This window comes from Luteibacter sp. KNZ12-1A, assembly GCF_056755675.1.
This window is the reverse complement of sequence record NZ_JBPGXU010000108.1, coordinates 1-12,662: the sequence shown is the minus strand read 5'-3', so window position 1 is coordinate 12,662 and position 12,662 is coordinate 1. Positions and strand designations below refer to the sequence as shown.

Sequence of the window (12,662 nt, the reverse complement as noted above, 5' to 3'; positions counted from 1 at the left end):
AGATGTGTATAAGAGACAGCGCGGTCGTCGCGCGGCGCCGCCCGCCCGTGCTTTTCGGGTATCCTTGCCTATTGATCCGCGCCGCCCATCGCCGATGGCCGGTCGCGGGCTCGTTTCCTCCTTGGTTTTGCTGCGCGGAGCGCAGTGGGTGATTGCATGGCATTCGACGTATACGACGATTACGAGCAAGGCGAACGCGTCCAGCAGTGGCTGCGCAAGAACGGCGTTTCCATCGCCGTCGGCATCGTCCTCGGCCTCGTGCTGATCTTCGGCTGGCAGCAGTGGAAATCGCATCGCGCGAATCACGAGCAGGCCGCCGCCACGGAATACTCGGCCTTGCAGGTCGCGGTGGCGCAGAACCGCGCCAACGAGATCGACATGCGTACCGAGACCCTGCTCAAGGATTATTCGGACACGGCCTGGTCCGTGTTCGCCGCCGGCGAGCGCGCGCAGCGCAATGTCATGGCGGGTCAGCTCGACAAGGCCGCCGGGGACCTCGAATGGGCCCGGGCACACGCCAAGGACGATTCCCTGAAGACCCTCGTCGACCTTCGCGCCGCACAGTTGAAGTACGCGCAGGGCAAGCCGCAGGAGGCCATCGCCGCGCTCGACGCGATGAAGGGCGGCGTGTTCGTCGCGCTCGCGCAGGAACTCCGCGGCGATGCGCTGGTCAAGCTGGGACGCCCGGACGACGCACGCAAGGCCTATCAGGCGGCGATCGCCGCGATGGGCGACAGCGCACCGCAACGCGGTGTGGTTCAAACCAAACTCGATGATCTGGCCGTGGCCGGGAAGCAGGGTGCATGAAACGTTTCTGGGCAATCGCGTTGACTTCGTCGCTGGCCGTGCTGGCCGGCTGCCATTCGTTCAAGAAGGAAAACGTCGAACCGCCGACCCCGCTCGACAAGAAGTTCGAGCCCTCGCTCAAGGTCGAGCGCCTGTGGAAGTCCAGCATCGGTGATGGCGCGGCGGAATCCGGCGTGCGCATGCGTCCGACGGTCGCCGATGGCGTGCTGTATGCCGCCAGCACCGACGGCAAGATCGCCGCCTTCGATGCCGCCTCCGGCAAGAAGCTGTGGTCCAAGAGCACCCGCCAGCACGGCTGGTTCGGTTGGGGCGATGCCAAGCGTGAAGACGCCCGCTTCTCGGGCGGCCCGGGCGCCGCGGGCGATCTCGTCGCCATCGGCACGCTCGACGGTCACCTGTACGGCATCAACGCGAAGGACGGCGAGCGCCGCTGGGCCGCCGAGGTCTCGTCCGAAGTCATCACCGCGCCGGTCATCGTCGGCGATCTCGTCGTGGTCCGCTGCAACGACGGCCGCGTGTACGGTATCGACGCCAAGAGCGGCGAGCGCCGCTGGGTCTACGACCAGTCGCAAGTGCCGCTGCTCAGCCTGCGCGGCAATGGCCGCCTGCTGGTCGCCAATGGCGTGGTCTTCATGGGCAGCGATGCCGGCAAGCTCGTCGCCATCCGCCTGGACAATGGCGAGAAGCTCTGGGAACAGACCCTCGCCAGCGGCGAAGGCCGCACCGAGATCGATCGCCTGGCCGATGCCGACGGCGCGCTCGTCCTCGACGGCAGCACGCTCTACGGGGCGGCCTATCATGGCCAGCTCACCGGCATCGACGGCCCCAGCGGCCGCCCGCTGTGGAACCACGCGTTCTCCACGTTCACCTCGCTGGACGTGCATGGCAATTCGATCTACGGCGTGGACGACCAGTCGCAGGTGTTCGCCTTCGACAAGTCGGGCGGCGCCAACGTCTGGAAGCAGGACGGCCTGAAATATCGCTGGCTCACGGGCCCGGCGGCGCAGGGCAACTACGTGGTGGTCGGCGACCTCGACGGTCATATCCACTGGTTCAACGGCACCGACGGCAAGATCGTCGCCCGCGAGCGCCTCTCCAAGAAAGCCATTCGTGCCCAGCCCCTCGTGGTGGGTGACACCGTGTACGTCGAAGATGTCGAGGGCCATATCGGCGCCTACCGCATCCCGGCGAACTGATTCACAGGATAGATGTATCTCCCATGCTACCCGTCGTCGCCCTGGTCGGCCGCCCCAATGTCGGTAAGTCGACCCTCTTCAATGCGCTGACGCGTAGCAGGGACGCCCTCGTCGCCGATATGCCCGGCGTCACCCGCGACAGGCACTACGGTGTCTGTCGCCTCGGTCCGCGGCCCTTCGTGGTCGTGGACACGGGTGGCCTGTCGGGCAACGACGAAGGTATCGAAGGCCTCACCGCCGTGCAGGTGCGCGCGGCGATCGCCGAGGCGAACCTGCTCGTCTTCGTCGTCGACGCGCGCGACGGCATCCTGCCGTTGGACGCCGCGATCCTCAACGAGCTGCGCCGCAGCGGCAAGCCCGTCATGGTCGTGGTCAACAAGACCGACGGTGTCGACGAGACACTGGCGCTCGGCGAATTCGCCTCGTTCGGCATCGCCGACACGCTGCCCATGTCGGCAGCCCATAATCGTGGCGTCGATACGCTGGTCGCCAAAGCGCTGCCGTACCTGCCGGACGACCGTGACGACGACCCGGGCCTCGAAGACCAGGGCATCCGTGTCGCCATCGTCGGCCGGCCGAACGCCGGCAAGTCGACCCTCATCAATCGCCTGCTGGGTGAAGACCGCCTCATCGTCTCCGACGTCGCCGGCACCACGCGCGACCCGATTCGCGTGTCGCTGGAACGGGATGGGCGGCGCTACACGCTCATCGACACCGCTGGCGTGCGACGCCGGGCGCGCGTCGAGGAAGCGGTAGAGAAATTCAGTGTTATCAAGACGCTACAGTCCATTTCTGCGTCGCAAGTCACCATCGTGATGATCGACGCGCGGGAGAACCTGGCCGACCAGGACCTCACGCTGATCGGCCACGCCATCGAGGAAGGCCGCGCGCTGGTCATCGCCGTCAACAAGTGGGACGGCATGGACAGCTACCAGCGCGAGCAGACCCAGAAGGCCCTGGAACGGCGCCTGCAGTTCGCCGAATGGGCGAAGACGGTCTTCATTTCCGCGCTGCATGGTTCCGGGTTGCGCGAGCTGATGAAAGCCGTCATCCGAGCCCACGCCGCCGCGACCAAGGAACTCACGTCCAGCGAGTTGACTCGTACCCTGGAGAAGGCCTACGAGGCCTACCAGCCGCCGCTGGTGCGCGGTCACGCCCCGAAGCTGCGCTATGCGCACCCGGGCGGCTCCAATCCGCCGACGATCGTGATCCACGGCAGTCGCACCAAACACATCGCGCCGGCGTATCGTCGCTACCTGGAAGGCTTCTTCCGCAAGCGTTTCCGCCTGGAAGGCACGCCGGTGCGGATCGACTTCCGCGATGGCGAGAACCCGTTCGCCGGTAAGAAGAACGTCCTGACGGAAGGCCAGCAGCGCCGCCGCCAGCGCATGATCCGTAACGCGAAGCGACGCGAAAAATAAGCGTCGCCCCGTCGAGGAGGCCTCGCATGACCGAAGAGCTCAACCGGGACCGATGGCTGGCCGAACTGCGTTCGCGCGTCGCCGAAGTCTCCGCCACCGAGGCACTGGCCCGGCAACTCGGCGGTGCCTTGCTCATCGACGTTCGCGAAGACAACGAGCGCGCCACCGGCACGCCTTCCGGCGCCTTGGGATTATCCCGAGGTTTCCTCGAGTTGCGCATCGAACAAAGCGAACCCGACCGTCAGCGCGAGATCCTCGTGCTGTGCGGCAGTGGCCAGCGCTCCTTGCTCGGGGCCGAGGCGTTGCAGCGGATGGGCTATCGCAGGGTGTCTTCCATCGCCGGCGGCATGGGCGCATGGAAGGCCGCGGGCCTACCGGTCAGCGCGGGCGCGCTGGATACGGATGCCGCCGAACGTTACGCGCGACAGGTGCTCTTGCCGCAAATCGGCGAGGTGGGCCAGGCGCGGTTGGGCGAGGCGCGGATAGTGTTGCTCGGCGCGGGCGGCCTCGGATCTCCGGCCTTGCTCTATCTGGCGGCGGCGGGCGTGGGCCACCTCACCGTCGTCGACGACGATCGCGTCGAACGCTCCAACCTGCACCGGCAGGTCGTCCATGCCGATGGCCGCGTCGGCATGGGCAAGGCCGAATCGGCCCGCATGACGGTGGCGGCGCTGAATCCACGCGTGCGCGTGGAGACGGTCGTCGATCGCCTGCGTGCGGAGAACGTCGAGGATCTGATCCGCGGCCACGACGTAGTGATCGATGGCGCCGACAACTTCGCCACGCGTTATCTACTGGCGGCGGCCACGCGGCGGCTGGGCATCCCGATGGTCTACGCCGCGATCGAGCGATTCACCGGCCAGGCCAGCGTTTTCGACCCACGCCGCGACGACTCGCCGTGCTATCGCTGCCTGTTCCCCGAACCGCCTTCGGCGGCGGATGCGCCGAACTGCAGCGAGGCCGGTGTCCTGGGCGTGCTTCCGGGACTGGTGGGCCTGGTCCAGGCCACCGAAGCGATGAAGCTGGTGCTCGGCATCGGCCAGCCGCTGGTCGGCCGGTTGCTTACCTACGACGCGCTCGGCATGCGCTTCCGCGAACTGGTGCTGCGGCGCGATCCGGATTGTCCGGGCTGCGGAGCGGGGGCTCGTTTCGAAGGCTACGTGGATCTAGAGCGGATGTGCGCTTCCGCTGGCTGATGTTCCCGCCAGATCCTCGGCGACCACGGAATACATCGCGGCATTGACAGAAGTTCCCTGTACTACCAGTCGTTTACGTAACCTTCCTTCGAAAACACCTCCAAGCCGTTCAGCCGTCTTTCGGCTCGGCAGGTTGTCCCAGGCGGCCACGATCTCCAGTCGTGCGACCTCGACCGTTTCGAAGGCGAAGCGGATCGCCAGACGTCCGGCTCGCGTCGCGATCCCGTTTCCCTGCATCGACTGGCGCACCCAATACCCCAGGTTCGCGAAGCGCTGCTCGCGGTTGCGCTGGTTCACGCCCATGCCGCCGAGGATGACGTCGGTACGCGCATCGACGATCAGCATCTCGTAGCCGTCGCCGAGCAACCAGTCCTTGCGGCACACGGCCAGCCACGTCTCGGCGTCGGCCGTGCCGTAACCCTCATGGCACCAGTCCTGCCAGCGGCCCACGGTGGCGGCCGATTCGCGCACGGCGGCGGCGAGCGCCTCCGCATCCGTAGGCCGGTGCGCCCGAAGCGACACGACGCCATCGCCGAGGTCGTGCGGATAGGGAAGGGTATCGATGGTCATGCCCGCATTGTATCGGCGATAATGCCGCGTTTTCGCAGGGCGACCCTCCCATGACCGCACGCATTCTCGATGGCAAGCGCATCGCCCAGGAACTCCTTGAGCACATCGGCCGCCGCGTAGCCAAGCGTGTGGCCGAGGGGCGTCGCGCGCCCGGCCTCGCCGTCGTATTGGTCGGCGACGACCCGGCGTCCTCCGTATACGTGAAGAACAAGCGCCGCGCCTGCCAGCAGGTGGGCTTCGAATCGTTCGGTTACGACTTGCCGGCCACGACGACGCAGGACGAACTCTTCGCGCTGATCGATACGCTCAATGCCGATCCCGCCGTGCACGGCATCCTCGTGCAGTCGCCGTTGCCCGAACACATCGACGAGGATGCGCTGGTCGATCGCATCGATCCGGGCAAGGACGTGGATGGCTTCCAGGCCGTGAACGTGGGACGCCTCGCGCTGCGTCGTTTCGGCCTGCGTCCGTGCACCCCGAAGGGCGTGATGACCTTGCTCGGCCATACCGACCGCCCGGTGCGTGGCAGGCACGCGGTGATCGTCGGTGTATCGAACCATGTGGGTCGCCCCTTGGCGCTTGAGCTACTTATTGCAGGTAGTACAGTGACTTGTTGTCACAAGTTCACACAGGATCTAGCTGGTTTCGTGGCCCAGGCGGACATCCTGGTCGTCGCCGCCGGCAAGCCGGGACTGGTCAAGGGCGAATGGATCAAGCCGGGTGCCGTGGTCGTGGATGTCGGCATCAACCGCCTGGAAGACGGGCGCCTGGTCGGCGACGTGGAGTTCGCGCCGGCCGCGGAGCGTGCCTCGTGGATCACTCCGGTGCCGGGTGGCGTCGGTCCGATGACGGTGGCGACGCTCATGGAAAACACGCTCGAAGCCGCCGAGGCCATCGACGGCTGAGTGCATCGGCGGCTGTCGCTTTGTTGCAACGCACGGTATAATGCCGCGATTTACTCGCGGGACTAATGCTATGCGCATCCTTGCCGAGGCACTCACTTACGACGACGTGTTTCTGGTTCCCGGCCACTCCACGGTCATGCCGCGCGATGTGGACACCTCGACGCGCTTCACGCGCGGTCTTCGCCTGAACATCCCCATCGTGTCCGCCGCCATGGACACCGTCACCGAGGCCCGCCTCGCCATCACCATGGCGCAGAACGGCGGCATCGGCATCATCCACAAGAACATGACCCCAGCCCAGCAGGCCGCGGAAGTGCGCCTGGTGAAGAAGTTCGAGGCCGGCGTCATCCGCAGCCCGATCACCGTCCGCCCTGACACCTCGATCGGCGAGGTCATGGCGCTCACCCGCGCGCACAACATCTCCGGCGTGCCTGTGGTCGACGGCGAGAAGCTCGTCGGCATCGTCACCAGTCGCGACCTGCGCTTCGAGCGCAAGCACGACGACCCGGTCCGCAACATCATGACCCGGGAAGACCGCCTGGTCACCGTCAAGGAAGGCGCCTCGCACGACGAGGTGCTCGAACTGCTGCACCGCAACCGCATCGAGAAGGTGCTCGTCGTCAACGACGGCTTCCAGCTCCGCGGGCTGATCACGGTGAAGGACATCCAGAAGGCCCGCGACAACCCGAACGCCGCCAAGGACTCGCACGAGCGCCTCGTGGTCGGCGCCGCGGTCGGCGTGGGCGGCGATACCGAGCAGCGCGTCGAAGCGCTGATCGATGCCGGCGTCGACGTGATCGTGGTCGACACCGCGCATGGCCATTCGCAGGCCGTGATCGACCGCACGGGCTGGGTCAAGAAGCGCTACCCGCAGGTCCAGGTCATCGCCGGCAACATCGTCACGGGCGAGGCGGCGCGCGCGCTGCTCGACGCCGGCGCCGACGCGGTGAAGGTCGGCGTGGGCCCCGGTTCCATCTGCACCACCCGCATCGTCACCGGCATCGGTGTGCCGCAGATCACCTCGATCGACCTCGTCGCCACCGCGCTGAAGGGCGAGATCCCGCTCATCGCCGACGGCGGCATCCGTTACTCGGGCGACATCCCCAAGGCGCTCGCCGCCGGTGCGTCCTCGGTGATGCTCGGCTCGATGTTCGCCGGTACCGAAGAGGCGCCGGGCGAGGTCGAGCTGTTCCAGGGCCGTTCGTACAAGAGTTACCGTGGCATGGGCTCCATCGGCGCCATGCAGCTCGGCTCGAAGGACCGCTACTTCCAGGACGAGGCCGACGCCGACAAGCTGGTGCCGGAAGGCATCGAGGGCCGTGTGCCGTATCGCGGTCCGCTGCGCAACATCATCCACCAGATGATGGGCGGCCTGCGCGCTTCCATGGGTTACATGGGCGCGGCCAATATCGAGGAAATCCACCAGAAGGCCCAGTTCGTGAAGGTGACCGGTGCCGGCGTGCGCGAAGCGCATCCGCACGATATCCAGATCACGAAGGAAGCGCCCAACTACCGCCTGGACTGACGCCTCCGGGCGCTTCGCTCCAGGTACCCAGGACGCCCGCCGCAAGTGGGCGTTCTGCTTTTTGACATTCTTGAACTGCAGGCCGCCCGATGACCGACATCCATAGCGACAAGATCCTCATCCTCGACTTCGGTTCGCAGTACACGCAGCTGATCGCCCGCCGTATCCGCGAGATCGGCGTCTACTGCGAGGTCTGGGCGTGGGATCACGCGCCGGACGAGATCCGCGGCTTCGCCCCGCGCGGTGTCATCCTCTCCGGCGGCCCGGAATCGGTCACCGAGGACGACTCCCCGAGGGCTCCCCAGGTGGTGTTCGAACTCGGCGTGCCGGTGCTGGGCATCTGCTACGGCATGCAGACCATGGCCGAGCAACTCGGCGGCAAGGTCGAGGCCGGCCACCATCGCGAATTCGGCCCGGCCACGATCACCTTCGGCAGCTGCGCGCTATTCGAGACCGTGGTGCAGGATGGTGAATCCCTCGGCGTGTGGATGTCGCACGGCGACCGCGTCACGGCGATCCCTGAAGGCTTCAACGTCTCGGCCTCCACGCCGAGCTTGCCGCTGGCCGCCATGGCCGACGACAAGCGCCGCTTCTACGGCGTGCAGTTCCATCCGGAAGTGACCCACACCAAGCGTGGCATGGAGCTACTGCGCCGCTTCGTCGTCGACCTCTGCGGTTCGGCCACGTTGTGGGACGCCGCGCACATCATCGAGGACGCCGTCGAACGCGTGCGCGCGCAGGTCGGTACCGATCGCGTGCTGCTCGGCCTGAGCGGCGGCGTGGATTCCTCTGTCGTGGCGGCCTTGCTCGAGAAGGCGATCGGCGACCAGCTCACCTGCGTCTTCGTCGACACCGGCCTGTTGCGTTTCCAGGAAGGCGACCAGGTGATGTCGACCATGGCCGAGCACATGGGCGTGCATGTCATCCGCGTGGACGCGAAGCAGCGTTTCTTCGACGCGCTCGCCGGCGTGGAAGACCCGGAAGCCAAGCGCAAGGTCATCGGTCGCCTGTTCGTCGAGGTCTTCGACGAGGAATCGTCCAAGCTCGAAGGCGTGAAGTGGCTGGCCCAGGGCACCATCTACCCCGATGTCATCGAGTCCGCCGGCAGCAAGACCGGCAAGGCCCATGTCATCAAGAGCCATCACAACGTCGGCGGCTTGCCGGAGCACATGAAGCTCAAGCTGGTCGAGCCGCTGCGTGAGTTGTTCAAGGACGAGGTTCGTCGTATCGGCGTCGAACTCGGCCTGCCGCGCGAGATGGTCTACCGCCATCCGTTCCCGGGTCCCGGCCTTGGCGTGCGCGTGCTGGGCGAGGTGAAGCCGGAATACGTCGACCTGCTGCAGCGCGCCGATGCGATCTTCATCGAGGAGTTGCGCAACCACGGCCTCTACGACCGCGTCAGCCAGGCGTTCGCCGTGTTCCTGCCGGTGCGCTCGGTGGGCGTGGTCGGCGACGGCCGTGCCTACGAGTGGGTGATCGCGCTACGCGCCGTGGAGACGATCGACTTCATGACGGCGCATTGGGCGCACCTGCCGTATGACTTCCTCGACAAGTGCTCCACTCGTATTATCAATGAGTTGCGCGGTATCTCTCGTGTTGTTTATGACATTTCGGGGAAGCCGCCGGCTACGATCGAGTGGGAGTGACTTCTGGCCCGATCCGACTCAGCGCATCGCCTTTTTGACACCTTTCTTTTCGACATCGTTGCTGGGCTGGTTTGTCAGGATGGCGCTCGTAATAAGGTGAACAAGATGATCTGCCCGTGGCGCGAATGAGGGCAGATCGACAAGCCAGCCGAGCGCCGCCATCAAGCCGAACATGTCGTCCCCATTCATATCGGCACGTGCCGTCCCTTCGGCTTGGGCGCGCAGCAGCAGTCGGGCACTCGCTGAGTGCACTGCTGCGCATGAAGCGTAAAGCGCGGAGTCCGGATTGGTATGAGCTGCCGCCATCAGGGCGACAACGCCTCTATGGTTTTGGGCAAATGTCATCCATTCGCGGAACCAGGACATGATCGCCTCGCCAGGTGAGCTCGATTTTTCGAGTTCACCTGCCTTCTGCGTCAGCGCATCCAGATTCGTACATAGCAGCGCTTCGAACAAGGCTTCCCGCGACGGGAAGTGACGAAGCAGTGTCGCCAATCCGACATTGGCCCGACGGGCGATATCTCGCATCGAGACATCGGCACCATCTTCGATGAGAACCTCACGCGCGATCGTGAGGATGTGGCTGTAGTTTTTTTTTGCGTCGGCTCGCATGAGTGTCTCTTGACAAGTGGATCATTGATCCATATATTTGGATCACTGATCCATATGCCTCGAATCAGTATGTGGATCGATGATCCAAATGATACGGCGCCTTTGTGCCAATGGGAACAGCGGCGCCGCTTTACACCACAAACGAAAGGTCAAGAAGATCATGAAAAAACTGGAAGGTAAGGTTGCGGTCATCACGGGCGGAAGCAGCGGGATAGGCTTGGCCACGGCCAAGCGCTTCGTGGAAGAAGGTGCGCACGTCGTGATCACTGGGCGACGAGAGAAAGAGCTGCAGGAGGCTGCTGCCTCCATCAAGCGAAACGTTACGACGGTCGTCGGCGACGTATCGCGCCTGGAAGATCTGGACCGGCTCTATGCCGTCGTGAAAGAGAAACATGGTCACATCGACATTCTCTTCGCGAACGCGGGCGCGGGGACGATCGCTCCGCTCGCGGTAGCTAGTGAAGCCCATTTCGACCAGACCTTCGACGTGAACGTGAAGGGCATGTTCTTTACTGTGCAGAAGGCTCTTTCCCTCTTCAAAGACGGCGGTTCGATCATCCTGAACTCTTCGGTCTCGAACGTCCTCGGGCTTCCGGGATTTACTGCTTACGCCGCGAGTAAGGCGGCTGTACGCAACTTCGCGCGCGGCTGGACCATGGAATTGAAAGACCGCAGGATCCGCGTGAATTCCATGAGCCCCGGAGCGATCGACACCCCGGCCTTGGCGACGACGACGGGCCTCACCGCCGAACAGGCCGAGCAGGCAGCCGCACAATTCACCGCGCAGATCCCGATGGGCCGCAGAGGCATGCCCGAGGAAATCGCGGCGGCCGTCACGTTCCTCGCTTCCGATGAAAGTTCTTACATCACCGGCGTGGATCTCGCCGTCGATGGCGGCATGGCGCAGGTCTGACCCCTCGTGCTCCCGAGGCTGGCGCACAAGCTCCGCCAGTCGTGGGACCGCGTTTCGGCAAATTGCATTTATTCGGATTTCGAGTAGGTGCGATGGTGTCGTAAGCGGGAGAGAGCCTGGTCGTCCCCGACGAGTCATCGCCGCGCCAGGGTTCTACGACGATTTATGAGCAATCGAATGCTTATCCGCTTGCATGGTCGTTGCCGCCGTGCGCGGCGATGAACATGGCCACGGCCGACCGGCAATAGGATTCGATTTCGTTGTCGTCCTCTGCTTTCGCCTCATCGAAACGTGCGGTAATCAGGAGATCGGATCCTTTGAAAAGCGCGGCGAACAAGCGGGCGGACCGGAGAGGATCGGGCACGTTCAGAACCGCCTTCGCATGCAACTGGCGTAACAGGGCCTCGATCCGGGCGATGACATAGGCGGCCCCGGCTTCGTAATGGAGCTTGCTTAACGACTTTTGATTCGTCTTGTCGGCCATGATCATGGCTTCGACACTGCGGACGTCCGGACTCAACAGCGTGCGAAGCAGGGACGATCCCACAGCGATGAGCTGATCTTCGGCCGAACCGTCGACGCCTTCGATAAGGGCCTGTGGTGCGAACTGATGGCAGTGAGCCGCGATGGCCGCGCTGAACAGCGCCTCCTTGTTCTCGAAATGCCGATAGATGCTTAGCTTGGAGATCTTCGCCCGCTGGGCGACCTTGTCCATTGTCGTCGCTTGAAAACCCAGTTCCACAAAGAGTTCGCTCGCCGCGTCGACTATCGCTTGGCCCAGCGCCTCGTTGGCGGGCCGGCCGCGCCGGCCCAGGCTGTTTTCGGTCACGATAATTCCAGTACTTGACAGTATCTCAATTCTTGAATTACGGTACCATGCAGTATCTAAAATGTGCAAGCCGTGGGCAGGTTTCCAACCACGTCCTTCAACTCTCTATCCACACGGGCCCACACCATGGATGACGTCATCATCGTCGGCGGCAGCTTTGCCGGCCTCGCCGCTGCCCTGCAGCTCGGCCGTGCCCGCCGCAAGGTCACCGTGCTCGATACCGGCCTGCCGCGCAATCGCTTCGCCGGCCACTCGCATGGCCTGCTCGGCCACGATCACAAGCCACCGCTGGACATCCTGGCCGAGGCGCGACGGCAGCTGGCGCGTTATCCCACGATCAGGCTGGTCCATGCGCGGGCCGACAGCGTCTCCGGCGCCATCGACGACTTCTCCGTCCTCACGAGCGATGGCGAAAGCCGTGGGGCGCGCCGTGTGATCCTGAGCTATGGCGTCGTCGACCAGATGCCCGATGTCCCGGGCTTTGCCGAAAGCTGGGGCACATTCATCGTGCCTTGCCCCTATTGCGACGGCTTTGAAGTCGCCGGCCAGCATTGGGGCCTCGTCTGGTCCGGCCCGCAGTCGCATCAGTCGGTCAGGCTGTTCCACGATTGGACCGACACGTTGACTGTCTTCGCCGATGGTCACGACATTCCGCCCGATATCCAAGCCGATCTCGCGGGCCGCAACATACCTGTCGTCGATGGCCGGATCGTCGAGATCGCCCATCGCGGGGGCCACATCGCCACGGTCAATCTCGATACCGGCCCCAATGTCGCGGTCGACATCCTGTTCGCCCATCCGCGCAACAAGCCGTCCGCAAGCCTGCATCAATCACTGGGCCTTGCGACGGTGGATACACCCCTCGGCATCGTCCTCAAGGTCGACGAGCGCCGCGAAACCAGCATGCCCGGCATCTACGCCGCCGGCGACCTCGTCACGCCCTTCTTGCCCTCGGTCACCCAGGCATCATCGCAGGGCACGATGGCGGGGATCTTCGCCCAGCAGTCGATGCTGGTTTGAAAGCTGTCTCTTATACACATCT

12 protein-coding genes are annotated in these 12,662 nt (G+C 64.6%); 9 read left to right on the top strand and 3 right to left on the bottom strand.

Annotated features, from left to right (window positions below):
• Positions 1-156 precede the first annotated feature (156 nt).
• The 4 genes from ACR9ZJ_RS16520 to moeB are packed head-to-tail and all read left to right on the top strand — an operon-like array spanning position 157 to position 4,620.
• A complete protein-coding gene (locus ACR9ZJ_RS16520) occupies positions 157-807 on the top strand; it encodes a YfgM family protein (protein ID WP_481280276.1) in 651 nt (216 codons plus the stop codon).
• Positions 804-2,003 (top strand): outer membrane protein assembly factor BamB, encoded by a 1,200-nt coding sequence (gene bamB / locus ACR9ZJ_RS16515; protein ID WP_481288348.1) that lies wholly within the window; start codon positions 804-806, stop codon positions 2,001-2,003. The genes ACR9ZJ_RS16520 and bamB overlap by 4 nt, the downstream gene beginning before the upstream one ends.
• Positions 2,004-2,026: 23 nt before the next feature.
• Positions 2,027-3,424 (top strand): ribosome biogenesis GTPase Der, encoded by a 1,398-nt coding sequence (der, locus tag ACR9ZJ_RS16510; protein WP_481280278.1) that lies wholly within the window; start codon positions 2,027-2,029, stop codon positions 3,422-3,424.
• A gap of 26 nt (positions 3,425-3,450) precedes the next feature.
• Entirely contained in the window at positions 3,451-4,620 is a 1,170-nt protein-coding gene (moeB, locus tag ACR9ZJ_RS16505; protein ID WP_481288347.1) for a molybdopterin-synthase adenylyltransferase MoeB, read from the top strand.
• On the opposite strand, the gene ACR9ZJ_RS16500 is transcribed toward moeB, so the two are convergent.
• Complete coding sequence (locus ACR9ZJ_RS16500) at positions 4,591-5,190, bottom strand: GNAT family N-acetyltransferase (protein ID WP_481288346.1); 600 nt, start codon at positions 5,188-5,190, stop codon at positions 4,591-4,593. The genes moeB and ACR9ZJ_RS16500 overlap by 30 nt on opposite strands.
• 50 nt (positions 5,191-5,240) lie before the next feature.
• Between ACR9ZJ_RS16500 and folD the strand changes: the two genes are divergently transcribed.
• From folD to guaA, 3 genes are all read left to right on the top strand, one after another.
• Positions 5,241-6,095: a bifunctional methylenetetrahydrofolate dehydrogenase/methenyltetrahydrofolate cyclohydrolase FolD gene (gene folD, locus ACR9ZJ_RS16495; protein WP_481288345.1), complete on the top strand. Its 855-nt coding sequence runs from the start codon at positions 5,241-5,243 to the stop codon at positions 6,093-6,095.
• A gap of 70 nt (positions 6,096-6,165) precedes the next feature.
• Positions 6,166-7,620 (top strand): IMP dehydrogenase, encoded by a 1,455-nt coding sequence (gene guaB, locus ACR9ZJ_RS16490; RefSeq protein WP_481280282.1) that lies wholly within the window; start codon positions 6,166-6,168, stop codon positions 7,618-7,620.
• A gap of 89 nt (positions 7,621-7,709) precedes the next feature.
• Positions 7,710-9,266, top strand: a complete 1,557-nt coding sequence (guaA, locus tag ACR9ZJ_RS16485) for a glutamine-hydrolyzing GMP synthase (RefSeq protein WP_481280283.1) — start codon at positions 7,710-7,712, stop codon at positions 9,264-9,266.
• Positions 9,267-9,284: 18 nt separating this feature from the next.
• On the opposite strand, the gene ACR9ZJ_RS16480 is transcribed toward guaA, so the two are convergent.
• Positions 9,285-9,878 (bottom strand): TetR/AcrR family transcriptional regulator, encoded by a 594-nt coding sequence (locus ACR9ZJ_RS16480; RefSeq protein ID WP_481288344.1) that lies wholly within the window; start codon positions 9,876-9,878, stop codon positions 9,285-9,287.
• A gap of 160 nt (positions 9,879-10,038) precedes the next feature.
• On the opposite strand from ACR9ZJ_RS16480, the gene ACR9ZJ_RS16475 reads away from it, so the two are divergent.
• Entirely contained in the window at positions 10,039-10,791 is a 753-nt protein-coding gene (locus ACR9ZJ_RS16475) for an SDR family NAD(P)-dependent oxidoreductase (protein ID WP_481280285.1), read from the top strand.
• 181 nt (positions 10,792-10,972) lie between these two features.
• On the opposite strand, the gene ACR9ZJ_RS16470 is transcribed toward ACR9ZJ_RS16475, so the two are convergent.
• Positions 10,973-11,620: a TetR/AcrR family transcriptional regulator gene (locus ACR9ZJ_RS16470; RefSeq protein WP_481288343.1), complete on the bottom strand. Its 648-nt coding sequence runs from the start codon at positions 11,618-11,620 to the stop codon at positions 10,973-10,975.
• 126 nt (positions 11,621-11,746) lie between these two features.
• On the opposite strand from ACR9ZJ_RS16470, the gene ACR9ZJ_RS16465 reads away from it, so the two are divergent.
• A complete protein-coding gene (locus ACR9ZJ_RS16465; RefSeq protein WP_481288342.1) occupies positions 11,747-12,640 on the top strand; it encodes an NAD(P)/FAD-dependent oxidoreductase in 894 nt (297 codons plus the stop codon).
• The last annotated feature ends 22 nt before the right edge of the window (positions 12,641-12,662 follow it).

Bases quoted from the DNA above. Each gene is read 5' to 3' on its own strand.
- ACR9ZJ_RS16475 (WP_481280285.1), top strand. From the start codon at position 10,039: ATGAAAAAACTGGAAGGTAAGGTTGCGGTCATCACGGGCGGAAGCAGC.
- guaA (WP_481280283.1), top strand. From the start codon at position 7,710: ATGACCGACATCCATAGCGACAAGATCCTCATCCTCGACTTCGGTTCG.
- bamB (WP_481288348.1), top strand. From the start codon at position 804: ATGAAACGTTTCTGGGCAATCGCGTTGACTTCGTCGCTGGCCGTGCTG.
- der (WP_481280278.1), top strand. From the start codon at position 2,027: ATGCTACCCGTCGTCGCCCTGGTCGGCCGCCCCAATGTCGGTAAGTCG.
- ACR9ZJ_RS16465 (WP_481288342.1), top strand. From the start codon at position 11,747: ATGGATGACGTCATCATCGTCGGCGGCAGCTTTGCCGGCCTCGCCGCT.
- ACR9ZJ_RS16500 (WP_481288346.1), bottom strand. From the start codon at position 5,190: ATGACCATCGATACCCTTCCCTATCCGCACGACCTCGGCGATGGCGTC.
- ACR9ZJ_RS16480 (WP_481288344.1), bottom strand. From the start codon at position 9,878: ATGCGAGCCGACGCAAAAAAAAACTACAGCCACATCCTCACGATCGCG.
- folD (WP_481288345.1), top strand. From the start codon at position 5,241: ATGACCGCACGCATTCTCGATGGCAAGCGCATCGCCCAGGAACTCCTT.
- ACR9ZJ_RS16520 (WP_481280276.1), top strand. From the start codon at position 157: ATGGCATTCGACGTATACGACGATTACGAGCAAGGCGAACGCGTCCAG.
- moeB (WP_481288347.1), top strand. From the start codon at position 3,451: ATGACCGAAGAGCTCAACCGGGACCGATGGCTGGCCGAACTGCGTTCG.
- guaB (WP_481280282.1), top strand. From the start codon at position 6,166: ATGCGCATCCTTGCCGAGGCACTCACTTACGACGACGTGTTTCTGGTT.